General features: G+C 42.2%; 22 protein-coding genes. 11 read left to right on the forward strand and 11 right to left on the reverse strand.

The window, feature by feature from the left end; all coding sequences use genetic code 11:
* The first annotated feature begins 273 nt into the window (after nucleotides 1-273).
* The 5 genes from ubiG to yfaE all read left to right on the forward strand — a co-directional run bounded on the left by ubiG (nucleotide 274) and on the right by yfaE (nucleotide 5982).
* Complete coding sequence (gene ubiG, locus L884_RS0119360) at nucleotides 274-984, forward strand: bifunctional 2-polyprenyl-6-hydroxyphenol methylase/3-demethylubiquinol 3-O-methyltransferase UbiG (RefSeq protein WP_028769037.1); 711 nt, start codon at nucleotides 274-276, stop codon at nucleotides 982-984.
* A complete protein-coding gene (locus L884_RS0119365; protein ID WP_028769038.1) occupies nucleotides 977-1645 on the forward strand; it encodes an HAD family hydrolase in 669 nt (222 codons plus the stop codon). Before ubiG ends, L884_RS0119365 begins: the two co-directional genes overlap by 8 nt.
* A gap of 466 nt (nucleotides 1646-2111) precedes the next feature.
* Nucleotides 2112-4400 carry a class 1a ribonucleoside-diphosphate reductase subunit alpha gene (gene nrdA, locus L884_RS0119370; RefSeq protein WP_028769039.1) on the forward strand — a complete coding sequence of 763 codons (2289 nt, stop codon included), beginning with the start codon at nucleotides 2112-2114 and terminating at the stop codon, nucleotides 4398-4400.
* Nucleotides 4401-4472: 72 nt separating this feature from the next.
* A complete protein-coding gene (gene nrdB / locus L884_RS0119375; RefSeq protein WP_028769040.1) occupies nucleotides 4473-5603 on the forward strand; it encodes a class Ia ribonucleoside-diphosphate reductase subunit beta in 1131 nt (376 codons plus the stop codon).
* Entirely contained in the window at nucleotides 5572-5982 is a 411-nt protein-coding gene (yfaE, locus tag L884_RS0119380; RefSeq protein WP_028769041.1) for a class I ribonucleotide reductase maintenance protein YfaE, read from the forward strand. Before nrdB ends, yfaE begins: the two co-directional genes overlap by 32 nt.
* A gap of 385 nt (nucleotides 5983-6367) precedes the next feature.
* Here the strand turns inward: yfaE and L884_RS0119385 are convergent, their stop codons facing one another.
* Nucleotides 6368-8383 carry an NADPH-dependent 2,4-dienoyl-CoA reductase gene (locus tag L884_RS0119385; RefSeq protein ID WP_028769042.1) on the reverse strand — a complete coding sequence of 672 codons (2016 nt, stop codon included), beginning with the start codon at nucleotides 8381-8383 and terminating at the stop codon, nucleotides 6368-6370.
* 155 nt (nucleotides 8384-8538) lie between these two features.
* Here L884_RS0119385 and sppA point away from each other — a divergent pair, with 155 nt between their 5' ends.
* Both sppA and ansA read left to right on the forward strand, forming a co-directional pair.
* Nucleotides 8539-10380, forward strand: a complete 1842-nt coding sequence (gene sppA / locus L884_RS0119390; RefSeq protein WP_028769043.1) for a signal peptide peptidase SppA — start codon at nucleotides 8539-8541, stop codon at nucleotides 10378-10380.
* A gap of 326 nt (nucleotides 10381-10706) precedes the next feature.
* Nucleotides 10707-11723 carry an asparaginase gene (ansA, locus tag L884_RS0119395; RefSeq protein ID WP_028769044.1) on the forward strand — a complete coding sequence of 339 codons (1017 nt, stop codon included), beginning with the start codon at nucleotides 10707-10709 and terminating at the stop codon, nucleotides 11721-11723.
* 327 nt (nucleotides 11724-12050) lie between these two features.
* Here ansA and L884_RS0119400 read toward each other — a convergent pair whose 3' ends face one another.
* The 3 genes from L884_RS0119400 to L884_RS0119410 are packed head-to-tail and all read right to left on the reverse strand — an operon-like array spanning nucleotide 12051 to nucleotide 13801.
* A complete protein-coding gene (locus tag L884_RS0119400) occupies nucleotides 12051-12332 on the reverse strand; it encodes a YeaC family protein (RefSeq protein ID WP_028769045.1) in 282 nt (93 codons plus the stop codon).
* Entirely contained in the window at nucleotides 12329-12646 is a 318-nt protein-coding gene (locus L884_RS0119405) for a hypothetical protein (protein WP_028769046.1), read from the reverse strand. The genes L884_RS0119400 and L884_RS0119405 overlap by 4 nt, the downstream gene beginning before the upstream one ends.
* A gap of 27 nt (nucleotides 12647-12673) precedes the next feature.
* Nucleotides 12674-13801 (reverse strand): M14 family metallopeptidase, encoded by a 1128-nt coding sequence (locus tag L884_RS0119410; RefSeq protein WP_028769047.1) that lies wholly within the window; start codon nucleotides 13799-13801, stop codon nucleotides 12674-12676.
* A 286-nt stretch (nucleotides 13802-14087) separates the two neighbouring features.
* Here L884_RS0119410 and trxB point away from each other — a divergent pair, with 286 nt between their 5' ends.
* A complete protein-coding gene (trxB, locus tag L884_RS0119415) occupies nucleotides 14088-15038 on the forward strand; it encodes a thioredoxin-disulfide reductase (RefSeq protein WP_028769048.1) in 951 nt (316 codons plus the stop codon).
* 125 nt (nucleotides 15039-15163) lie between these two features.
* Here the strand turns inward: trxB and L884_RS0119420 are convergent, their stop codons facing one another.
* From L884_RS0119420 to thrS, 5 genes are all read right to left on the reverse strand, one after another.
* Nucleotides 15164-15724 carry a GNAT family N-acetyltransferase gene (locus L884_RS0119420; protein ID WP_028769049.1) on the reverse strand — a complete coding sequence of 187 codons (561 nt, stop codon included), beginning with the start codon at nucleotides 15722-15724 and terminating at the stop codon, nucleotides 15164-15166.
* Between the two features lie 313 nt (nucleotides 15725-16037).
* The gene (rplT, locus tag L884_RS0119425) at nucleotides 16038-16397 is read right to left on the reverse strand and encodes a 50S ribosomal protein L20 (RefSeq protein ID WP_012155496.1); all 360 of its coding nucleotides are present in this window, start codon (nucleotides 16395-16397) and stop codon (nucleotides 16038-16040) included.
* Nucleotides 16398-16415: 18 nt separating this feature from the next.
* Nucleotides 16416-16610 carry a 50S ribosomal protein L35 gene (gene rpmI / locus L884_RS0119430; protein ID WP_011865828.1) on the reverse strand — a complete coding sequence of 65 codons (195 nt, stop codon included), beginning with the start codon at nucleotides 16608-16610 and terminating at the stop codon, nucleotides 16416-16418.
* An 88-nt stretch (nucleotides 16611-16698) separates the two neighbouring features.
* A complete protein-coding gene (gene infC / locus L884_RS0119435) occupies nucleotides 16699-17241 on the reverse strand; it encodes a translation initiation factor IF-3 (RefSeq protein WP_084221474.1) in 543 nt (180 codons plus the stop codon).
* Nucleotides 17242-17244: 3 nt separating this feature from the next.
* The gene (gene thrS, locus L884_RS0119440; protein ID WP_028769051.1) at nucleotides 17245-19173 is read right to left on the reverse strand and encodes a threonine--tRNA ligase; all 1929 of its coding nucleotides are present in this window, start codon (nucleotides 19171-19173) and stop codon (nucleotides 17245-17247) included.
* A gap of 355 nt (nucleotides 19174-19528) precedes the next feature.
* On the opposite strand from thrS, the gene L884_RS0119445 reads away from it, so the two are divergent.
* Complete coding sequence (locus tag L884_RS0119445; protein WP_028769052.1) at nucleotides 19529-20266, forward strand: pteridine reductase; 738 nt, start codon at nucleotides 19529-19531, stop codon at nucleotides 20264-20266.
* 2 nt (nucleotides 20267-20268) lie between these two features.
* Nucleotides 20269-20469, forward strand: a complete 201-nt coding sequence (locus L884_RS0119450; protein ID WP_028769053.1) for a CPXCG motif-containing cysteine-rich protein — start codon at nucleotides 20269-20271, stop codon at nucleotides 20467-20469.
* A 43-nt stretch (nucleotides 20470-20512) separates the two neighbouring features.
* On the opposite strand, the gene L884_RS0119455 is transcribed toward L884_RS0119450, so the two are convergent.
* Nucleotides 20513-21136: a riboflavin synthase gene (locus L884_RS0119455; protein WP_028769054.1), complete on the reverse strand. Its 624-nt coding sequence runs from the start codon at nucleotides 21134-21136 to the stop codon at nucleotides 20513-20515.
* A gap of 35 nt (nucleotides 21137-21171) precedes the next feature.
* On the opposite strand from L884_RS0119455, the gene L884_RS0119460 reads away from it, so the two are divergent.
* Nucleotides 21172-22530, forward strand: coding sequence for an MATE family efflux transporter (locus L884_RS0119460; RefSeq protein WP_028769055.1), 1359 nt, complete (start codon nucleotides 21172-21174; stop codon nucleotides 22528-22530).
* 84 nt (nucleotides 22531-22614) lie between these two features.
* Here L884_RS0119460 and L884_RS0119465 read toward each other — a convergent pair whose 3' ends face one another.
* Complete coding sequence (locus L884_RS0119465) at nucleotides 22615-23088, reverse strand: GNAT family N-acetyltransferase (protein WP_028769056.1); 474 nt, start codon at nucleotides 23086-23088, stop codon at nucleotides 22615-22617.
* Nucleotides 23089-23858: the final 770 nt, after the last annotated feature.

A 23858-nucleotide genomic window follows, 5' to 3' on the forward strand; every position in this document is an offset into this window, starting at 1 on the left:
AAATTTAGCGCGCTATCCCTATTTCCTAGAATAACGAAGCTTGAAAACGTGATTTGGCATTCTAACACAGTTATTTGATGGCGCTAGACCCAAATATCGATTCATTTTAAATAAGCTTAAAAAGGCAATACTCTTGATTAAAATCAAGGCATAGGCGCATTAATTGTTCACTTTGTTCAATAAGTAACAAACGGCTACATAACTGCTTTGTTTCTTACTACTAATCATTATAATGTTGGCAAAAGACGGATTTGTCGCTCAGAGGTAATTTACGTGCAAACACAGAATAATGTTGATCCACAAGAGATCGCAAAGTTTGAGAAAATGGCCGCTACATGGTGGGACCCTAATGGCGAGTTTAAGCCGCTACATAACTTAAATCCGCTACGCCTGAACTATATTGACCAGACCGCTGGTGGAATTTTCGCTAAGAAGGTACTCGATGTCGGCTGTGGTGGCGGGATCTTGTCAGAAAGTATGGCAAAAATTGGTGCAGAGGTTACCGGTTTAGATATGGGTGACGAACCACTCGATGTTGCAAGGTTGCATGCTTTAGAAGCCGGCGTAAATATTAACTATGTTAAGAATACGGCTGAAGCACATCGAGATGAGCACCGTGGTCAATATGACGTCGTAACTTGCATGGAAATGCTTGAACACGTACCCGATCCAAGCTCTGTTATCCAAGCCTGTGCTGATATGGTTAAGCCAGGTGGTTATGTTTTCTTTTCTACCATTAACCGCAATATCCGTGCTTACATAGAAACGATCCTTGGCGCCGAGTACTTATTAAAGATGCTACCTGTTGGCACTCACGATCATAATAAGTTTATTCGTCCATCTGAGTTAATTGGTTTGGCTGAACAGTCTGAGCTAATTTGTAAGGATGCGGTTGGTATTACTTATAATCCAATTACAGATATCTTTAGATATACCAAGAGCCTTGAAGTTAACTACATGATAGCTACGGTTAAACATGACTGAGGTTAATGTTAGCCAAGTCAAAGGTGTGCTGTTTGATTTAGACGGCACCCTTGCTGACACCGCACCAGACATGATTGCAGCGCTTAATATGGCGTTACAAGCAAACGGTTATAATCAAGTGGGCTTTGATGCACTGCGAGCCAGTGCTTCTCATGGCAGCGTTGCCATGATAAAAACCGCCCTGCCCGATATTACTGATGAGTTAGTTCCTGTATTACAGCAATCATTGTTTGATCATTATCAGCAAATAAATGGTGATAATTGCCAATTATTTTCAGGCTTAGATCTACTGCTAGCTAGATTAACTGAACTTAAGATCCCTTACGGTATCGTCAGCAATAAACCCGCTCGATTTACTAGACCCCTACTGAATCGATTAGGCTTAACTGCCAATATGCCTACGATTGTAAGTGGTGACACCACTCGCCATTCAAAACCACATACCGCACCTATGTTATTAGGTGCACAGCAACTAAACGTAGCGCCGCAGCACATCTTGTACTTAGGTGACGCCGAGCGAGACATGGTCGCCGCTAAAGCATCAGGTATGATTTCAGGCTTAGCACAATGGGGTTATATCAGTTCCAGTGACATGATAGACAAATGGCCTGCTGATATTCGATTTAAGACTGGCGAGTGTTTAAACAACTTTTTCAATTAAACTTTTTTGATTGAGAACCGCTTAAATAAGCTTTGACTAGCAGTAGTCATTAGCTGTTTTTTTATCATACAAAAGCACTAGAAATGATCGTTTGCGATCGCTCAACTAAACTGCGATCTAAACGATCTTTTTATTTGCTCAAATATTCCTCGCTATTGAGGAATTCAATGCAAAACAAGCTTTAACGGTTAGTCGTTACTAACAGCTTCGATTATCCTCAAGATATCCACAACTTGTCCCCTAAATTCATACTTGCAAAAAACTGATAACCTCACTATCTTGTAGCTATTAAATCTAAAAACACCATATATTGTGTGTGAGAGACTTAAGCAGGCACTATTTAGTCGTTTGTGTCAACAAAAAGGAACTCTCCGTTTTTACGGTTAAAACTGTTTGTTTACAGGGAAACGTACGGTGAACCTGAACAGGTCACTTTCATAAATATAAAAACCAAGGTCTATCTTTAATGAATAGCAATATGACAGTCACAAAACGTAGTGGCGAACGTGAGACGATCGATCTCGACAAAATCCATCGCGTTATTGAATGGGCAGCAAAGGGGCTAAATAATGTCTCTGTTTCTGAGGTTGAACTACGTTCTCACCTACAATTTTTCGATGGCATTGCCACCGAAGCTATTCATGAGACTATCATTAAAGCTGCAGCTGACTTAATCTCACCTGAATCTCCAGATTACCAGTTCTTGTCTGCACGCCTTGCTGTGTTCCATTTGCGAAAAAAAGCGTTCGGCCAATTTGAACCTCCTAAGCTATACGATCATGTAGTGAAACTGGTTGAATTAGGTAAATATGATCAGCATATTCTTGAAGATTACAGCAAAGAAGAGCTCCATATACTAGACAGCTATATCGACCATTGGCGCGACATGAACTTCTCATATGCTGCCGTTAAGCAATTAGAAGGTAAGTATTTAGTTCAAAACCGTGTTAGCCATGAGATCTATGAAAGCGCACAGTTCCTATATATTCTGGTTGCTGCTTGCTTATTTGCTAAGTATCCGAAAGATACTCGTCTGCAATACGTTAAAGATTTCTATGATGCGACATCGACCTTTAAGATCTCGCTACCAACACCAATTATGGCCGGCGTACGTACACCTACGCGTCAGTTCAGCTCGTGCGTATTAATTGAATGTGGCGATAGCCTTGATTCAATTAACGCGACTTCATCATCAATCGTTAAGTATGTGTCGCAACGTGCAGGTATCGGTGTTAATGCTGGTCGTATTCGCGCGCTAGGTAGCCCTATCCGTGGCGGTGAAGCTTTCCATACTGGTTGCTTACCATTTTATAAGTACTTCCAAACAGCAGTTAAATCTTGCTCACAAGGTGGTGTACGCGGTGGTGCAGCAACCCTATTTTACCCAATGTGGCACTTAGAAGTTGAATCACTGTTAGTACTTAAAAATAACCGTGGTGTTGAAGATAACCGTATTCGTCACTTAGATTACGGCGTGCAAATCAACAAGGTTATGTACCAACGCCTAGTACAAGGCGGTATGATCAGCTTGTTCAGTCCATCTGACGTGCCAGGTATGTACGATGCGTTCTTCGAAGATCAAGAGGAATTCGAGCGTTTATATCTAAAATACGAAGCTGATCCAAGCATCCGTAAGAAACAGATCAAGGCTGTTGAATTATTCTCGCTAATGATGCAAGAGCGTGCTTCAACCGGTCGTATTTACATCCAAAACGTGGACCACTGTAATACCCATAGCCCGTTTGATTCAAAAGTTGCGCCAGTTCGCCAATCTAACTTGTGTTTAGAAATCGCCTTGCCAACTAAGCCATTGAACAACATTAACGATCCGGATGGTGAAATCGCACTTTGTACGCTATCAGCACTTAACTTAGGTGCGATTAAAAAGCTAGAAGAGCTGGAACCATTAGCAGATTTGGCAGTACGTGCACTTGATAACCTACTTGATTATCAAGACTACCCTATCATCTCAGCTAAGAAAGCTTCGATGAATCGCCGTACACTAGGTATCGGTGTAATTAACTTTGCCAACTATTTAGCCAAAGAAGGCGTACGTTATTCAGATGGTTCAGCAAACGCAATTACCCATAAGACATTTGAAGCGATTCAATATTACCTATTGAAAGCGTCAATGAAGCTAGCTCAAGAGCAAGGTGCTTGTCCTGCTTTCCATGAAACGACTTACGCTAAAGGTATTTTACCTATTGATACTTATAAGCGTGATTTGGATAAGATTTGTGATGAGCCGTTACACCTTGATTGGGAAACCTTACGTGAAGAGATCAAAACTCATGGTCTACGTAACTCTACTCTGTCTGCATTGATGCCGTCTGAGACCTCATCACAGATCTCAAACGCAACCAACGGTATTGAACCACCACGTGGTTTAATCAGTGTTAAAGCAAGTAAAGACGGTCAGCTAAAGCAAGTTGTACCTGATTTTGAGAAATACCAATATAGCTATGAATTATTATGGCAAATGCCAAATAACGAAGGCTACTTACAGTTAGTAGGATTAATGCAGAAGTTCGTAGATCAATCTATTTCTGCAAATACTAACTACGACCCAACTCGATTTGAGGGTGGTCGTGTACCAATGAAGGTGCTATTGAAAGACTTATTAACCGCTTACAAATATGGTGTGAAGACACTTTACTATCACAATACTCGTGATGGCGCGTCAGATAGTCACGATGACATCACTGCCATTGAGAAAGAAGATGACAGTTGCGCTGGCGGCGCGTGTAAGATCTAACTTAAGATTTTAATCATTAGTATTAAACGTTAATTTAAGGGGGCCTCGCCCCCATTATCGGAAGATAGAAAAATGGCCTATTCAACATTTTGTCAAACTCCAAATAACGCATTGCTTGAGCCTATGTTTCTTGGGCAGTCTGTTAACGTGGCGCGTTACGATCAACAAAAGTACGAAGTTTTCGAAAAGCTAATTGAAAAACAGTTATCATTCTTCTGGCGTCCAGAGGAAGTAGACGTAAGCCGCGATAAGATTGATTACGCAGCGCTGCCAGAGCATGAAAAGCATATTTTTATCTCAAACTTAAAATACCAAACCCTTCTTGACTCTATTCAAGGTCGTTCGCCAAACGTTGCATTTTTACCGCTGGTATCACTACCTGAACTAGAGACTTGGATTGAAACTTGGTCTTTCTCTGAGACTATTCACTCACGTTCTTACACACATATTATTCGTAATATCGTAAACGATCCGTCAATTGTGTTTGATGATATCGTTGAAAACCAAGAGATCTTAAAGCGTGCAAGTGATATTGCTAACTACTACGACGATTTGATCAAGTTAAGCCAGGCTTATCACCTACATGGCGAGGGCAATCATGAAATCGATGGTGAAGTGATTGAGGTCAACAAGCGTGCTATTAAAAAAGCACTTTACTTGTGTATGGTTTCAGTAAACGTACTTGAAGCGATCCGTTTCTACGTTAGCTTTGCCTGCTCTTTCGCTTTTGCTGAGCGTAAAGTAATGGAAGGTAACGCAAAAATCATCCGTCTAATTGCACGTGATGAAGCATTGCACCTAAATAGCACCCAGCATATTTTAAAAATTATGCAAGGCGGTAAAGACGATCCTGAAATGGCTGAGATTGCGAAAGAGTGTGAGCAAACCGCAATTGATATCTTTATCAAAGCCGCTGAGCAAGAAAAAGAATGGGCTAAGTACCTATTTAAAGACGGTTCAATGATTGGTCTTAACGAGCATATCCTATGTCAGTATGTTGAATACATTACTAACGAGCGTATGAAAGCGGTTAACTTAGCGTCTCCATATGAAGAAAAAAGCAATCCACTTCCTTGGATGAAGAACTGGCTTGAAAGTGACTCAGTTCAGGTTGCTCCGCAAGAAGTAGAAGTCTCTTCTTACCTAGTAGGCCAAATCGACTCTTCTGTCGATGCAGACGAGTTTGCTGATTTTGACCTTTAAGCCTGTAAATTTTAGTCAAGCAAGCTTTAAAAAGGCTCCTATTGTGAGCCTTAAAGGTGTGCCAGTGCTGCTGTTTAATCAGCAGCACCAAACCTTGCTCGAAGCCCTTGAACAGAAAAAGGTTAAAATATTTTCCGAGTGTCGTAGTGGATATTGTGGTCAATGTAAAACCAAAGTGCTTAGTGGTAGCGTCACATATCTGAACGATCCTCTAGTCACCCTAGAAGCCGACGAATGTCTGCCCTGCTGTTGTATGCCCGATGGTGATATCGACTTGGCACTCTCTGCCGAAGGTGCTGAAGTGGTCATGCGTGTAGCGAGCCCAACGAAAGTCGAAACCACCGAAGCGACATCAGTTGTCCCCCAAGTACAAAGCTAAGCTAAACAAATAACCTTGTTTAGCTTTGAATCGTGTTACAACCTGTTGTTTTAGCCTCAATCTCTACTTGTGAAATGTGTCTATCTACTCGCGTCTCCGCTTAGCAAACAATTTTGCTCCCAATTTGTACTAATTAGTATAAATATTTAATCGCCATTCTGGAGCGTTTTTGGCTGCCTATTTCTGCATTGAATAACTTCACAAGGGAACAACCATTCTTGCAATTATTCGCCTTGAATTAATTTGCCAAAAGCGCTCTGAGTAGATCAACTTCTTATATTAATTGGTATTAGATAAAACGATCTTCTTTCGAAAATAATAAAGCCCGCTGACACAATTTGTATTAGCGGGCTAGTGCCACATATAAGGCTTATTCTAATAGGTATTATAACGCGATAGCCAACTCAGCACCTTGCCTAATAGCCCGCTTAGCATCAAGTTCGGCTGCGACATCTGCACCACCAATTAGATGCACAGGTAAGCCAGTCGACTTCATTTCCTCAACAAGATCGATATTAGAAACTTGCCCTGCGCATAAAATCACATTATCCACATCAAGTACTTCAGCTTTTCCATCGACGCTAATATGTAGGCCTTGTTCATCAAACTTATCGTAACTAACGCCTGTTTTGGTCTCTACTTGATGCTGTTTCAGCACAGTGCGATGGATCCAACCTGTAGTCTTACCTAAGCCCTTACCTATTTTGCTGGTTTTGCGCTGTAATAGGTAAACTTGGCGGTGTTTATCCTGTGCAACTTGCTCAGTTAATCCACCAGCTTGTTTATAATCTTTATCGATCCCCCATTGTTTCAACCAGCGGTTTAAATCAAGTGTCGACGACTCTGACTCGCAAAGATAATGAGCCATGTCAAAACCAATACCGCCAGCGCCAATTAACGCTACTTTTTGGCCAATTTCAACTTCACCGTTCAATACTTTTTGGTAATCAACTACCTTAGGATTGTCAAAACCAGGTAAGTCGATAACTCTTGGTTTTACACCACTGGACATCACAATCTCATCAAACTGCTCATCTCGCACAACACTGGCATCAAGGCGGGTATTTAATCTCAATTCCACCTTGTGTAGCTTTATTTGGTTTAGGAAGTAACGAATAGTTTCATCGAACTCTTCTTTGCCTGGAATTTTACGCGCCAAGTTAAACTGACCACCAACTTCTGATTTAGCTTCAAATAACACCACTTCATGACCTCGGCTAGCGGCGTAGATAGAAAAAGCCATTCCAGCTGGACCAGCGCCCATTACCGCAATGCGTTTCTTGGTAGTAACTGGAGTAAAGTTGATTTCAGTTTCATAACAAGCTCGAGGGTTGACTAGACAAGTAGCACGTTTTAGTGAAAAGGTATGATCGAGACATGCTTGGTTACAACCAATACAAGTATTAATAAGTTCTGGAGTATTGGCTGCCGCCTTATTGACAAAGTCCGGATCCGCAAGAAATGGTCTTGCCATCGACACCATATCTGCTTGTCCAGAAGCAATAATATGTTCGCCAATCTCAGGAGTATTAATCCGGTTAGTTGCAATGAGTGGGATCGACATCTCTTTCATTAAGCGTTCTGTCACCCATGCAAATGCACCGCGAGGTACGCTAGTCGCAATCGTTGGCACACGCGCTTCATGCCAGCCAATGCCGGTATTGATGATTGTCACACCGGCCTGCTCTAGCCATTTGGCTAGTTGTACCACTTCTTCCCATGTCGAACCATTATCAACCAGATCTAACATGGATAGCCTAAAGATGATAATAAAGTCAGTGCCGACCTTTTCGCGTATTTGCTTGACGATTTCGATAGGGAACTGAGCACGAGCACTAAATTCACCGCCCCATTTATCATCACGTTTATTAGTACGAGAGCTGATAAATTGGTTAATGAGGTAGCCTTCACTGCCCATGACTTCAACACCGTCGTAACCCGCTTTTTTAGCTAAAGCTGCACTCGTTGCATAGTCTTTAATGGTTGCCTTTACTTGCCTTGCAGACATGGCTGACGGCGTGAAAGGTGTGATAGGCGATTTGATTTTGCTTGGTGCACTTGAAAAAGGATGGTAGCCATATCGGCCTGCATGCAATAGTTGCATACAGATCTTGCCCCCGGCTTCATGCACAGCTTGAGTCACCTTGGTGTGCTTTTTAACTTGCCATGGAAAACTAAGCTGGCAGGCATTCGGCGCTAAACGTCCACGTAGGTTTGGTGAAATACCGCCTGTTACAATTAAGCCTACACCACCCAATGCACGTTCTTTATAAAACGCTGCCAGTTTCTCAAAGCCGCCCTTTTCTTCTTCTAGACCTGTGTGCATGGAGCCCATTAATACTCGGTTTTTTAACTGAGTAAATCCCAGATCTAAGGGTTCTAATAAATGCGGAAACGACATTCAAACATCCTTTTTAAACAAGTGATTTAATTCAGCATACCTTGTGTAATCAATAAGCTCAACTCAGCTTTGATTAGATTCGTTTACAATTGAGTTTTCCTTTCACACTAAATTTCAGTTAGCATTAGATTATCGAAGTGATAAAGGAGTGGCTGATGTCCACTAAACCCTCAATTTTCAAAAGGATATTCCTACTTTGCTGGAATGTCATTAACGGCTTAAGAAAACTTTTTCTAAATCTAGTTTTCTTTGGTTTAATCGCCATCATTATTGTTAGTCTAGCCAGTGAAGATACGGTTCAAGTAGAAGATGGCTCAGCCTTAGTACTGAGTTTGTCCGGTGTTATTGTTGATCAAAAGCGCCAAGTTGACCCGTTTGAAGCGGCCATGAAAAGTGGTAATGAGCCAGACGGTAGTGGTGAGATCCTGCTAGCGGATGTGTTGACCGTAATTAATAATGCAGCACACGATGAAAGGATCAGCCAAATCGTACTAGACCTTGCATTACTTAACGGTACAGGTATGAGTAAGCTGCAATCAATTGGTGATGCCTTAAATGCATTTAAAGCAACCGGAAAAACAGTCGTTGCCAATGGCGACTGGTACGGCCAAAACCAATATTTTCTCGCTAGCTTTGCAGACAAAATCTACCTTAATCCGCAGGGTAGCGTGCAAATTGAAGGGCTAAGCCGTTATCGTCTTTACTTTAAGTCAGCCTTTGAAAAATTAAAAATTAACGCACATGTTTTTCGTGTTGGCACCTTTAAGTCAGCAGTAGAACCCTTTATCCGTGACGATATGTCTGCCGCGGCTAAAGAAGCCAACTTAACCCTACTTAATGATTTATGGCAAAGCTATGCTGATACGGTTGCTGCTAACCGCGGCTTAAAAACTGACGATTTATCACTAAGCGGCGAACAATATTTAGCACAACTAGATAAAGCAGATGGCCAATCTGCACAGATGGCGCTAAACATGAATTGGGTTGACGCATTAAAATCAGCAGAAGAGTTTCGCCTTGCTATGGTCGATGCCGTTGGCAAATCGACTGATGGGGAATCATTTAAGCATATCGATTTTTACGACTACCTTTCTGTAACCCAGTCGCATCCTGTTCTTAGCTTAAATGACAAAGTCGGTATCATCGTCGCTAAAGGTAACATAATGAATGGCTCTCAACCTGCCGGTCAAATCGGCGGTGAAAGTACATCTAACCTTCTTAGAAAAGCGCGATTTGACGATTCAGTAAAAGCAGTGGTATTACGTGTTGATAGTCCTGGCGGTAGCGCATTTGCATCAGAGCAGATTCGACAAGAAGTACTTGCTTTAAAAGAAGCAAATAAACCAGTTGTAGTGAGTATGGGCAGCTACGCAGCTTCAGGTGGGTACTGGATTTCTGCCAGCGCTGACTACATCTACGCCACGCCAACGACGCTAACAGGCTCCATTGGTATATTCGGCATGATCACGACTTTTGAAGACTCCCTTGCCAGCATCGGTGTTCATACTGACGGTGTAGGTACATCAGACTGGGCTGGTTTTTCTGTCACTAAGGGACTGTCACCACAAATTAAAGCGGTGATCCAACGCCATATAGAGCGCGGCTACCATGACTTTATTTCACTTGTAGCCAATGAGCGAAATATGAGTTTGGAACAAGTAGATAGTATTGCTCAAGGCCGAGTGTGGACCGGACGCAAAGCGCTGGAGTTAGGCTTGGTCGATGGCTTAGGTGAATTGCAAGATGCTGTTACTAAAGCGGCGGAAATGGCCTCTTTAGACCATTACGATACTGATGTTATTGAGCGAGAGTTAACACCTCAAGAACAGTTTGTGCAAGAGATGTTTGCAGCGAGTGCAGATTACCTGCCGCCATCATTAACCCAATCGAGTGCCCTAGACAACATTATCGGACAATGGTCGAATGTGGTTAACGAATTCAAGTCGTTCGACGATCCAAATGGCGTCTACCTATACTGTGATACCTGTAACTATTAACAGCTAATAGACAATATAAAGAAGCCCAGCTATATGCTGGGCTTTTTAATCGCTGCCATTTGCTCAATTCTGAAGCAAGCTAAATAACTAACTATTAAAGTTTCACAAAACTCGGCTAAATGTGACTTCACGCCAACCATTGTCCTCTTTCTAGCTAACCATCAGCCAAATACACGCATTATTAAGTTTTAGCACTGACGCGACTATTGCTTTAGGTATATAATCCCGCAGTCGAACTCTGCCTCAATACTATAATAGCAATAATAACAGCAGTGGCTTAGCCGGCATCTAAGAACTAAACCCTCGAACTAAAAGACAAAATCAACATGAAAAAACGTTCTATATACGTGGCCTACACCGGCGGTACAATCGGTATGCAAAAAACCGAGCATGGCTTTGCGCCTGTTGCCAACTTTCTTACTGGTTGTGTGCAAGCAATGCCAGAGTTTTATCATGACGAGATGCCAGACTTTGTCATTAGTGAATACTCGCCACTAATCGACTCGGCGAACATGAAACCGACCGATTGGCAAATGATTGCCGACGATATTAAATCTAAGTACGACCAATATGATGGCTTCGTAATACTTCATGGGACTGACACCATGGCGTTTACAGCTTCTGCGCTATCATTTATGTTGCACGGCTTACAAAAGCCAGTCATTGTCACTGGTTCACAGATCCCACTGGCCCAGCTTCGTTCTGACGGTCAAACCAACCTACTTAACGCACTTTACATAGCAGCCAACTACCCTGTTGCCGAAGTCTGTTTATTTTTTAATAACAAATTATTTAGAGGTAATCGAACCACCAAAGCACACGCTGATGGTTTTAACGCCTTCGCCTCTCCGAACTTCCCTCTGTTATTAGAAGCAGGTATAAAAATTCGTTGGCATGCGGGCAAACGCGCGAAATATGATCCAGCGATCCCATTAGAAGTGGCCAAGATCAGTCCTCAACCTATCGGTGTTGTCACCCTTTACCCAGGGATTAGTACCGAAATTTTCGAAAACATCCTGCTACAGCCTGTTAAAGCGCTTATCTTGCTGACTTTTGGCGTTGGTAATGCACCACAAACACCGCAACTACTCAAAACCTTAAAAGACGCCCATGAGCGAGGTATTGTCATTGTTAACTTAACCCAATGCCTTCAGGGACGCGTTAACATGGACGGATATGCTACGGGCAATGCGCTTGCTGAAGCGGGGGTCACCAGTGGTTATGATATGACAACCGAAGCTGCACTGACTAAATTGCATTACCTACTATCAACCGACATGTCTCCAGACGAAATTCGAACTGCAATGAAAACTCCCATTGCCGGTGAACTCACCAACGATTAATACCAATCAGTACAAGAATTTGATCAACTCAGAGCGGATTTTGGCAAACTAATTCAAGGCGAATAGCTGCAATAATGGTATTCCCTTATAAAGCTAATCAACGCAGAAGTAGGCAGCCAAAAACGCTCCAGAATGGCGAGTTTTAGCAATTCTGATGCTGTGTTAACGAGCTTGACCGTAGAACAACTATGCTCTTCACTCGTTGCCTTGCCTCAAAACCGCTAAACTCTCGCTGAGTGACTAAATGTTTATTCTGATTGGTATAACAATAAACTAAAAAGCCCAAGCACTAGGCTTGGGCTTTAAAATAAGTCAGCTCACTCATTTCTACAGTTCTTGTTCTTTGAACTCAGCAATAGATTCGCCTTTAAACTGTTTTTTAAGCTCAGACTTGGATAACTCATTAACCTGCCCTTCACTATTAATAGTAAAGTGATCGGTTTGCTGCAGTCGTCTTGCTTGATATAGCATCACCACTTGCTGAGTAGATTCACGCTGCTCAGCGGTTAATACCGTACCATCTTGCCACTTTCCTAGCTCTACAGCGCTTAATAGGCGTTGATATACCTCATCAGGCATCTCATCGATAACTTTATTTATATCGGTCATACTTTCTTCCGTTTATGCAGTACAATTTGCACTCGAGTAATTAAGTAGCCTACGAAACCTAACGAAAAAGCACTAATTGCAATGTATGAACGAGTTCCTTCGGCTGGCTCGCCGCCCCAAAACCAAGTCACGACACCACCAATAAACAAGGTCAAAGCCAAAAAGCTTTGGTTCATCAATTGATTGGAACGCTTAATATGGCTAATAACCTTTAAACTTTCATTGTCAGCTGAAATGCTAGCGCGACAATGACTGCACTCTTTAGCCATACTAGAAATACGTTTGTTACAACTAGGACAATTAACTAATGCCATGGGCTACCTCTTAGTCTATGCCGATTATTACTTAAGTTTATCAATGACCGCATTCATTGCAATCAAAGAAGCTTCACCAAGGTAGATACAGCGTTCAGGCGACCATCCAGCCATTAGATCTGGCATGTTGGCATTATCTTTAAATGGCATTTCCAGTGTATTTGAAAGACAACCAAAGGTATGAGCAACCCAATTTGAAGCTACGGTTAGGTTAGCTTGACCTGGTTCATCTTTATCGTAACCATACTTGTCTTGGAAATCTGGGCTAGCCATTAATAATGCATCAACGAACGCTTGCTGACGGGCAGCGTCTTCTTTAGTGAAAGCCGGTACTCCTTCACAGCCAGCTAAAAACACATATGGTAAGCCTTCATCACCATGTACGTCATAAAACAGATCTACGCCTGTCTCTTTCATCTTGTTGACCACGTAAAGCACTTCTGGACTCTTCTCTAGCGAAGGTGTTTTCCATTCACGGTTTAGGTTAGTCCCCACCGCGTTAGTACGTAGATGGCCACGTGCACTGCCGTCCGGATTCATGTTTGGCACAATGTAAAAGTTGGCTTTATCTAATAAGGCTTTTGCAGTCGGACAATCACTATCAAGTAGATTGTTTAGCAAACCTTCGACCAACCATTCAGCCATGGTTTCACCCGGGTGCTGCCGCGCGGTGATCCAAATGTTAGCTTTTTTCTCATCACCATCACCGACTTTAACCAAGGTCATATCTCGGCCGTCTAAGGTTAAGCCTAAATGCTCTAAATTCACCTGTGGGTGCACTTGTACTGCCGCCAATAGATCTTGATGACGTTCGTAACTGTATGGCGCAAAATAGGCAATTTGAATAGCATCGCAATCTAAATCAACTTGAATAGATAATTTACCGTCTTTATATTGCGTCGGCAGTCTGAACCAAGTTTGTCTATCGTAAGTTGCTACTGCTTGGTAGTCATCCCAACCTTTAACGTAAGATGCTTTATCAGCATTAACGATATTCAGTGTATATTGATTGCCGACAACCCCTTCTAACTTGAAGTTAAACCACTGGAAAAACTCTCCACCTTCGTCTGGGCGGATAGCTAGTTGAATGTCATCTTTATTATCTAAATTAATAACTTCGATGTTTCCACTATCAAAATTGGCGGTAATTCGCATAACACTTCCTTTTACTTTTGCTTGTGAAGGCTTGGCTATTAGGTTTGACGACGCAAACCAGCCACCTATCTTTGTTTGTGCTATAGAATAAACCAAAATGTGATAAGGAGCAGCCAAAACCCAACAAAAACCGCGAAATATCACAGCTGTGGCAGCTTTCGTTGCAAGATGGACCTCAATACAGAGCTTTACCCCTTACGTTAAATTCCCTACAATCGCTGCAATTAGTTAAACAAGGGAATCCATTCCCTTGCTGTACCGCATTCGTTAAGGAACGGAGAAAATAATGACTCAAGCTAGACATTGTGAACTACTTATTTTGGGCTCAGGCCCAGCAGGCTATACAGCAGCGGTTTATGCTGCTCGCGCAAACCTAAAGCCTGTATTGATCACAGGTATGCAGCAAGGTGGCCAATTAACCACAACTACTGAAGTTGAGAACTGGCCGGGCGATGCAGAAGATCTAACCGGTCCTGCATTAATGGAACGTATGCAAAAGCATGCTGAAAAGTTTGAAACTGAAATTATTTTCGATCACATTAATGAAGTGAACTTAAATGTGCGCCCTTTCCAACTAAAAGGTGACAACGGTGAGTTTACTTGTGACGCGCTAATCATCTCTACTGGTGCATCGGCTATGTACTTAGGCTTAGAGTCTGAAGAAGCTTTTAAAGGCCGCGGTGTATCTGCTTGTGCAACTTGTGATGGTTTCTTCTACCGCAATCAAAAGGTAGCCGTGATTGGTGGTGGTAACACTGCTGTTGAAGAAGCACTTTACCTAAGTAACATTGCTGCTGAAGTTCACCTTATTCACCGCCGCGATACATTCCGCAGCGAAAAAATCCTGACTAAACGTCTAATGGATAAAGTGGAAAACGGCAATATCGTTCTTCATCTAGACAACACACTTGACGAAGTTGTTGGTGATCAGATGGGCGTGACCGGCCTTAAAATGAAAAGCACCAAAGATGGTTCAATTAAAGATCTAGAAGTTGCAGGCGTATTCGTTGCCATTGGCCATAAGCCAAATACAGCGATGTTTGAAGGCCAACTTGAAATGAACAACGGCTACATCAAAGTTGAAAGCGGCTTAAACGGTAATGCCACGCAAACTAGTATAAAAGGCGTATTTGCTGCTGGTGATGTGATGGATCAACACTACCGTCAAGCAATTACCTCAGCAGGTACCGGTTGTATGGCGGCATTAGACGCTGAGCGCTTCTTAGACGCGCAATAACACTCAGTCATTATCGATAAAAAAGCTAACGACTACAGTTGGCTTTTTTATCGCAACATAGCAGTATTGGTATTACTCAGTTTTAATTAGATATAGCGTTTCCCAGTGTTCTGCTTACCTATATATTAAACAGCCTTAGAATAAAGCACCACTTCAACATCATCACTCGCGTCAGGGTGGTCAATTTTTCCTTGATAGCTCATTGCTAACTTCTTCATGATATTGATTGAAGCATGATTGCGTTCATCAGCAATAGCAGAAAAATACTCGATTTCGGGTTGGCTATCGATTAGGTGCTCAATCACTTTAATAGCACTCTCTGTTGCAATCCCCTTTCCCCACGTTGATTGCTTAAATCGCCAGCCAATTTCTAAATCATTATATTTAGGCGTATCAGTAAAGAAATTCATCGGCCGAATTAAGATCCAGCCAGCAAACTCATTTATATCTTGAGCAGGCATAGCATCACACTTAATAAATACTTTCCATAAGCCCCAACCTTTCTCAATATTTCGATAAGCCGCAAATCTCGGTACAAACACGGTTTCAATTTCTTCTAGCGTAGGCGCTCGACCACCATTAATGTATTTCATGACTAAAGGATCACTGTCTAATGAAAACAGTAACTCTGTATCCTCTAATGCCATAGGCGAAATTGTAAGCCGGCTTGTTGTTAAGGTTGTCATTTCAGCTCCTTCTGCTATTCCAAAAACAATCACTTTTGTGTGAATCAATACCAATCAGTACAAATGTTTAGCCAATCAGCGTGAGATTAGCGGTTTTGGCTGCTTACTTCTGTGTTTATTAACTTCACAAAGCAGCAAGCATTCTTGCAACTATTCGCCATGAACTAGTTTGCCAAAAAACGCTCTGTGTAGATCAACTTATTAAACTAATTGGTATAACACCATTCAGTGTCAGTTAACCCATTAATATATACAAAACAGTAATAAAAAAAGGGAGCCCTAAGGCTCCCTTTTTCAAAAGATTCTAAACTAATTACTTAGCTAAAGCGTCTTTTGCTTTTTCTACTAAAGTTGCGAATACAACTTTATCGAAAACAGCGATGTCAGCTAGGATCTTACGGTCGATTTCGATTGATGCTTTTTTCAAACCATTAATGAAACGGCTGTAAGATAGGCCATTTTGACGAGATGCCGCATTGATACGTGCAATCCATAGTTGACGGAATTGACGTTTCTTTTGACGACGGTCACGGTAAGCATATTGACCAGCTTTAGTTACTGCTTGAACAGCAACGCGGTAAGTACGGCTACGAGCGCCATAATAACCTTTAGCTAATTTAAGTACTTTCTTGTGACGAGCACGAGCGGTTACACCACGCTTAACTCTAGGCATTGTTCTTTACTCCTCTAATTAAGCGTATGGTAGTTGACGTGCGATTGCTGGCACATCAGACTTAGCTACTAAACATTTAGCACGTAAGTGACGTTTACGCTTAGTGCTCTTCTTGGTCAAAATGTGACGTAAGTGGGCTTGCTTGCGCTTAAAACCGTTAGCGGTTTTCTTAAAACGCTTTTGTACACCCTTGTCTGTTTTCATTTTAGGCATTGCTAAAACTCCGCATTGGGACAATTAATAAAACGCAAGGCGAACAGGAAACCTCTAGAGGCCCCTGTTACTTTTTATGGTTGCCTTACTATTTCTTTTTCGGCGCTAGAACCATTACTGCTTGACGACCTTCCATTTTCGGGAAAGATTCAACAAGAGCAATTGCTTCCAAATCAGTTTTGATACGGTTCAGAAGATCCATACCTAAACTTTGGTGAGCCATCTCGCGACCACGGAAACGAAGCGTTACTTTCGCTTTGTCGCCGTCTTCTAGAAAACGAGTCAGGTTGCGTAGTTTTACCTGATAATCGTTTTCGTCTGTACCGGGACGGAATTTAATTTCCTTCACCTGTACAATTTTCTGCTTCTTCTTTTGTTCTTTTTGAGCTTTTGCTTTGTCAAAAAGGAACTTACCGTAGTCCATAACACGGCAAACCGGCGGCTCTGCATTAGGACTGATTTCTACAAGGTCTACGCCGGCTTCGTCAGCGATCTCTTGAGCTTCTCTAATGCTCATGATTCCCAATTGCTCACCATCAAAGCCGTTTAAACGGACTTCTGGTACACCAGTGATGAGTTCGTTAATTCTGTTCGGGGCCGCCTGGCGCCCTGCTGTTTTCTTGATCTTTATGACCTAATCCTCCAACAAATTTAGACTACGGAGCGAAATTTGGTTTTTGAGCTTAGTAGCAAATTCTTCGATTTGCATCTTACCTAAGTCAACCCCTTCACGGGTACGCACCGCCACTTCCTTATTTTCCATCTCTTGGTCTCCAACGACCAACAGATAAGGCACACGCCTTAAGGTATGTTCGCGTATTTTAAAGCCTATCTTCTCATTCCTCAAGTCTTTAGTTGCACGAATTCCATGTTCTTTGAATAAATTGACGACATTATCGACATAATCCGACTGTTTGTCGGTAATATTCATTACAACAACCTGAACTGGTGACAACCAAGCAGGGAATTTACCTGCGTACTCTTCGATAAGAATACCCAAGAAACGCTCTAACGAACCAAGAATCGCACGGTGGATCATAACCGGTGTTTGACGGCTGTTATCTTCTGCAACATAAGTTGCACCTAAGCGACCTGGTAACGCGTAATCGAGCTGCACTGTACCACATTGCCACGCTCTGTCTAGACAATCGTGTAATGTAAATTCAATTTTAGGGCCGTAGAAAGCACCTTCACCCGGTAAAATCTCAAATTCAATACCGTTAGCAGTCAATGCCTGCTTAAGTGCTTCTTCTGCACGATCCCACATATCATCGTCACCAATACGCTTTTCAGGGCGTGTTGAAAGCTTAACGACGATATTGTTAAAGCCGAATGTTTCGTATGTATCGTAAACCATCTTGATACATGCGCTTACTTCCTGCTGAACTTGTTCTTCAGTACAGAAAATATGTGCGTCATCCTGAGTAAAGCCGCGTACACGCATTAGACCATGTAGTGAACCTGATGGCTCATTACGGTGACAGCAACCAAACTCAGCCATACGAAGTGGTAAGTCACGGTATGACTTAAGACCTTGGTTAAAGATCTGTACGTGACCAGGACAGTTCATTGGCTTAACCGCGTATTCACGGTTTTCAGAGCTAGTCGTAAACATAGCTTCTGAATACTTATCCCAGTGACCACTGCGTTCCCAAAGTACACGGTCCATCATCAATGGGCCTTTTACTTCTTGGTAAGTGTACTGGCCAAGCTTTTGACGAATAAACTTTTCAAGCTCTAGGAATAAGCTCCAACCATCGTTGTGCCAGAACACCATACCCGGCGCTTCTTCTTGCATATGGTAAAGATCTAATTGCTTACCAATCTTACGGTGGTCACGTTTAGCAGCTTCTTCAAGACGGTTTAGGTGAACCTTAAGTGCTTTCTTATCAGCCCAAGCTGTACCATATACGCGCTGAAGCATCTTGTTGTCTGAGTTACCACGCCAGTATGCACCAGCAACACTCATCAACTTAAAATGGTGACAGAACTTCATGTTCGGTACGTGTGGACCGCGACACATGTCGATGTATTCTTCATGGTGATAAAGTGCTGGCGTAGAATCTTTTGGAATATTCTCATCCAAAATAGCCATCTTGTATTCTTCACCACGAGCTTCAAAAGTATCACGCGCTTCTTGCCAGCTAACAACACGTTTAACAACGTCATAATTAGTCTTAGCAAGTTCAGCCATGCGCTTTTCTAACGCATCGATATCTTCCTGGGTCAACTTATGCTCTAAATCGATGTCATAGTAGAAACCATTATCAATAACAGGGCCGATAGCCATTTTGGTTTCTGGGAACAATTGCTTGATCGCATGACCTAGCAAGTGAGCGCAAGAGTGACGAAGAATTTCAACACCCTCTTCATCTTTAGCTGTAATGATTGAAAGCTCTGAATCAGTTTCGATCATATCGCAAGCATCTTTTAGCTCGCCATTTACGCGACCAGCGATACACGCTTTTGCAAGACCAGGACCAATATCAGCGGCAACATCTAAAGTTGAAACAGGGTGAGCAAACTCGCGTTTGCTTCCGTCAGGAAGTGTAATAACAGGCATGATTTTTCCTTTTCCAGTGGTGACCCCCACGTAGGGCCACTTGGTTTTAAAATTAAGTGTGGTTTACGCCACTGGGACTAGGCCGTACAGGAGCCTGGGTTTTCCAGCGCGCAAGCTGCTAATTCTATGTGATAGCCAATAGCTTATGCAAGGGCTGCAACTGATTTGTTACTGTTTATTTGATAAGTTTGATATTGGAGCAAATGTTAGCCCTAAAACCCGACTAATTTGTAGTAACAACTCCTAGCGACACTTTTGCTCAAACTGCTAACATATTCCAATTCTATCCCTTAATATAGCGACACCAATGCTTACCACTAAATTGAGTTTTACGCATAAATAAGGGAGTCTCGCCATGGCAACTTGGGCTTTAATTACCGGCGCCAGTAAACGTATTGGCTTAGCAATCGCGCGTCAGTTACATAGTGAGGGATATAACATCCTTATTCACTATGGTCAGTCAGCAAAAGAAGCCCAACAGCTAAAAGATCAACTTAATGATATACGGCCTAATTCAGCGATGATGATGCAGGCAGATTTAGCTGAACCTAAAGCCGTAAAGCGCTTAACAAGTGACATATTAGCGGCCAATATAAGCTTATCAATTCTGATCAATAACGCTTCGTGTTTTTTCCCAACACCAGTAGGTACAAGCAACTTTTGCCAAGCTCAGCAGATTTTAACAACAAACCTGATAAGCCCCTACTTTTTAGCCGAACAGCTCAGTGATTTATTAGGCCAGAATCAAGGCTGTATTATTAACTTGCTTGATATCCACGCCAAGCGCCCATTAAAGGATCATGGACTATACTCTATATCAAAAGCTGCACTTGAAATGGCGACGCTTTCACTAGCACAAGAACTGGCGCCGAATATCCGAGTAAACGGTGTATCGCCGGGAGCAATTTTATGGCCCGAACAGTCTCTTGAACAGTCGCAACAAGCCGTTTTAGATGCAATTCCATTAGGCAAGCTTGGACAAGCTGACGATATTGCCAAGCTTATATCTCACTTAGTCAACGCGACCTATATCTCAGGGCAAGTGATTGCAGTAGATGGAGGAAGAAGCGCTGTTGGCTTTAAGGGAGCGTAACAATGCGATTTATCAATAAGACGATAAGCTGCCCACACTGTGGTCACCATCAACACATTAATATCGACGCCACCTGTGGCGATCAAGATTATTATGAAGATTGCCGAGTATGCTGTAACCCCATCCATATGCGCTTACATATGGATGAGGCAAACCACAAAATAGAGTTTTTTATCGATTCAGATGATGAGCAAATCTATTAATATTTGCAGATATAAGCATAGTAGTGGCTAAGATTAGATAGAATCAAACAGCTTGTTCAGCAAAGCGCTTTGCTAGTACACGCTCAACCGTGTCAACAATAGCTTGAGTTTGGCTATCTATCTCTATGTTTATTGAATCACCTTTAACATAACTATCTAGATTAGTGAGCTTTAAGGTCTCAGGTATGAGATGCAGCATAAAGCTATTTTCCGTAACCTCACCCACAGTCAAACTACACCCATTAACGCCAACAAATCCTTTGTATAAAATGTAGTTCATCCATTTAGGTTCAACGGTCAAACGCATGTCGTAATGTTCGTCAGTTTGGCTTACCAAATCTACTTGTGCTTGGGTGTGTACATGACCCGATAAAATGTGGCCACCAATCTCACTACCAAAGGTTAATGAACGCTCTATGTTAACCTGTGATCCAACTCTCAGTTTTGATAGGTTAGTTAGCTTTAGAGTCTCTTCCATTACGTCGAAAAACACCCTATCATCTTCTATTCTTGTGACTGTTAAACATACACCGTTATTTGCGACACTTGCCCCTAGTGAAAGTCCCTCGCGCAAATCCGGCCCAATAGCGATTTGTAGCGTATTTAAACCTGATTTTTTATCAATCGCCAACACTTCGCACGTTGCTTGAACTATACCTGTAAACATAATTATCTCTCGTTTGTATATTAAGGGCTGTACCCATGAACCATTCTGGCTTTCAAGCCAAACGCTTAGTCCAATTGGCATTACCCGTGCTAATTGCTCAAGTTACCCAAACTATGATGGGCTTTATCGATACCGTTATGGCGGGGCGCGTCAGCGCTGTCGATATGGCTGCCGTTGCGATCAGTGCAAGCCTTTGGCTACCTGCACTGCTATTTGTGCAAGGTTTATTAATGGCCTTCACCCCTGTTTTCGCTCACCATCATGGTGCTGATAATCAAAAAGCAATACAACCTTTAGCCTTTCAAGCTGGGTATATTGCCATAATTGGTAGTGCAATTGTGGTGCTTATTCTCTCATTTGCTGAGAATATTTTTACCATGATGGATCTTGAGCCTGAAATGGCCAAGTTAGGCGTTGGCTATTTAAATGGCTTTATGTGGGGCGTACCTGCTTTTGTACTGTATCAAGTATTAAGAGGTTGTAGCGAAGGTATATCCTACACCTTACCCACTATGGTGATAGGCTTTGTCGGCCTAGCGGTCAACATTCCTGCTAACTACATCTTTATCTATGGTCACTTTGGCATGCCAGCTATGGGTGGTGCGGGCTGTGGTGTAGCAACAGCATTAGTGTTCTGGGCAATGTTTATTGCCATGATCATCTATATGCAGCTTCACAAAAAGTTTAAAGAACTCGCTCCTTTCAAATCTTTTCACATGCCTGACCTAAAAGTCATGTTTGATATGACAAAGCATGGCTTACCTATTGCTATGGCGCTGTTTTTTGAAGTGAGTTTATTTGCAATCATCGCACTACTACTAGCACCTTTAGGTGCAATCGTTGTTGCAGGTCATCAAATTGCACTTAACTTTTCATCCATTGTGTTTATGTTACCGCTATCTTTAGGTATTGCGGCGTCTATTCGAGTTGGCTACTACTTAGGGCAAGACAAGCCTGAAATTGCAGCCTTGGTGACAAAACTCGCGCTAATGATTTCATTTTCATTGGCAGCCTGTACCGCTGTGATCACTATTTTATTCAGACACGAAATTGCGCTGCTTTATAACGACAACCCTGAAGTTATTTCACTTGCCGGTAGCTTAATGTTCTTTGCTGCCATCTACCAGTTATCAGACTCAATTCAAGTCGTCACTGCTGGTGCGCTTCGCGGTTACAAAGATACCCGCAGTGCTTTCTATATCACGCTAGTTTCGTACTGGGGTGTAGGTATGACACTTGGCTACACTTTAGCCCGTACCGACCTCATCGTACCGCATATGGGAGCACAAGGGTTTTGGATTGGCTTGATTGCCGGTTTAACTTCAGCCGCAATCATGTTTGCTTTCCGTTTAAGATATATTCAAAAGCAAGGTTCAGTGCAATCAGCTATCTAGCCAACTGAACTCAGCATTAATAACACAAGGCCAACTTTAGTAAGTTGGCCTTTTTATTTGTGTCGAAAAAAAACTGAAAAATAACTAGTCTAAATCACGATGCCCAAAACGCTGGCGTGTGACTACGCCCCAGACTTCATCATGATATTTATCTTCAATATATGCACCCGCAGTATAATCATTAACGACATCACGCCAAAAAGCCACAGCATGGTCAGCTCCCGCAACCTGCTTAATCTCCCATGAGCCAAGAAGCTGTTTAAATAAGCTAGTGATGAAAGATTTACCAACTCTATTTTTACGAAAGTAAGGCACAACATAGAAATCGCAGATCTCAAATTGATCTTCACTTTTGTTCTTAATTGCAGTCAACGCAGCTGGTACCTCATCGATATATAGTAAAAAACCTCTGACATCGCCTTCTATTTTTGGAAATATTGTAAATAAGCCATTTTTGTCAGGTTTATCTGCAATAATCTTCGAAAACTCAGCCGCATAGCCTTGATATAGATTTTCATATACCTGTTTATTAGAATCATTAACTTGAACTATGTTCATTACATCTCCAAAAATGTATTAAGAGTTAAGCTGATACACCCTAGCCAGTATAACTGCTAGATATTGCAGTAACAGCTGTAATCTCGACAAAAACCAGCTCTTGCTTGCCTACAGGTTTTATCATTCTTTAAATAAAGAATTGCTTGCGGGAGCCTGGTTACTGTTTACAAAACCTTAGCGACGACCTTTGCCAGCTTATTATAAAGAGTTGAGCCCGACGAGCGACCAAACTGCTCCACCCCGCGTCCATGCAAACACAAATAACCAGATCTACAAATTTCAGACACAAAAAAACCAGCTTTCGCTGGCCTACATTTCTATTTCTGCTATAAAAAAATTGGTTGCGGGAGCCGGATTACTTTCTCCAAAAACCTTAGCGACGACCTTCGCCAGCTTTTGTAAAGAGTTGAGCCCGACGCGCTACCAAACTGCTCCATCCCGCGTCCATGCAAACATAAATAACCAGAACTGCAAATTTCAGACATAAAAAAACCAGCTTTCGCTGGCCTACATTTCAATTTCTTCTATAAAAGAATTGGTTGCGGGAGCTGGATTACTGTTTACAAAACCTTAGCAACGACCTTCGCCTAGTTTTTATAAAGAGTTGAGCCCGACGAGCTAGCAAACTGCTCCCCCCCACATCCATACAAACACAAATAACCAGATCTACAAATTTCAGACACAAAAAAACCAGCTTACGCTGGCCTACATTTCTATTTCTTCTATAAAAGAATTGGTTGCGGGAGCTGGATTACTGTTTACAAAACCTT

The organism is Shewanella fidelis ATCC BAA-318 (assembly GCF_000518605.1).
Taxonomy (GTDB): domain Bacteria; phylum Pseudomonadota; class Gammaproteobacteria; order Enterobacterales; family Shewanellaceae; genus Shewanella; species Shewanella fidelis.

Excerpts from the sequence above, each read along its gene's own strand:
- L884_RS0119365 (WP_028769038.1), top strand. The coding sequence starts at position 977 with ATGACTGAGGTTAATGTTAGCCAAGTCAAAGGTGTGCTGTTTGATTTA.
- nrdA (WP_028769039.1), top strand. The coding sequence starts at position 2,112 with ATGAATAGCAATATGACAGTCACAAAACGTAGTGGCGAACGTGAGACG.
- nrdB (WP_028769040.1), top strand. The coding sequence starts at position 4,473 with ATGGCCTATTCAACATTTTGTCAAACTCCAAATAACGCATTGCTTGAG.
- yfaE (WP_028769041.1), top strand. The coding sequence starts at position 5,572 with ATGCAGACGAGTTTGCTGATTTTGACCTTTAAGCCTGTAAATTTTAGT.
- L884_RS0119385 (WP_028769042.1), bottom strand. The coding sequence starts at position 8,383 with ATGTCGTTTCCGCATTTATTAGAACCCTTAGATCTGGGATTTACTCAG.
- sppA (WP_028769043.1), top strand. The coding sequence starts at position 8,539 with ATGTCCACTAAACCCTCAATTTTCAAAAGGATATTCCTACTTTGCTGG.
- ansA (WP_028769044.1), top strand. The coding sequence starts at position 10,707 with ATGAAAAAACGTTCTATATACGTGGCCTACACCGGCGGTACAATCGGT.
- L884_RS0119400 (WP_028769045.1), bottom strand. The coding sequence starts at position 12,332 with ATGACCGATATAAATAAAGTTATCGATGAGATGCCTGATGAGGTATAT.
- L884_RS0119405 (WP_028769046.1), bottom strand. The coding sequence starts at position 12,646 with ATGGCATTAGTTAATTGTCCTAGTTGTAACAAACGTATTTCTAGTATG.
- L884_RS0119410 (WP_028769047.1), bottom strand. The coding sequence starts at position 13,801 with ATGCGAATTACCGCCAATTTTGATAGTGGAAACATCGAAGTTATTAAT.
- trxB (WP_028769048.1), top strand. The coding sequence starts at position 14,088 with ATGACTCAAGCTAGACATTGTGAACTACTTATTTTGGGCTCAGGCCCA.
- L884_RS0119420 (WP_028769049.1), bottom strand. The coding sequence starts at position 15,724 with ATGACAACCTTAACAACAAGCCGGCTTACAATTTCGCCTATGGCATTA.
- rplT (WP_012155496.1), bottom strand. The coding sequence starts at position 16,397 with ATGCCTAGAGTTAAGCGTGGTGTAACCGCTCGTGCTCGTCACAAGAAA.
- rpmI (WP_011865828.1), bottom strand. The coding sequence starts at position 16,610 with ATGCCTAAAATGAAAACAGACAAGGGTGTACAAAAGCGTTTTAAGAAA.
- thrS (WP_028769051.1), bottom strand. The coding sequence starts at position 19,173 with ATGCCTGTTATTACACTTCCTGACGGAAGCAAACGCGAGTTTGCTCAC.
- L884_RS0119445 (WP_028769052.1), top strand. The coding sequence starts at position 19,529 with ATGGCAACTTGGGCTTTAATTACCGGCGCCAGTAAACGTATTGGCTTA.
- L884_RS0119450 (WP_028769053.1), top strand. The coding sequence starts at position 20,269 with ATGCGATTTATCAATAAGACGATAAGCTGCCCACACTGTGGTCACCAT.
- L884_RS0119455 (WP_028769054.1), bottom strand. The coding sequence starts at position 21,136 with ATGTTTACAGGTATAGTTCAAGCAACGTGCGAAGTGTTGGCGATTGAT.
- L884_RS0119460 (WP_028769055.1), top strand. The coding sequence starts at position 21,172 with ATGAACCATTCTGGCTTTCAAGCCAAACGCTTAGTCCAATTGGCATTA.
- L884_RS0119465 (WP_028769056.1), bottom strand. The coding sequence starts at position 23,088 with ATGAACATAGTTCAAGTTAATGATTCTAATAAACAGGTATATGAAAAT.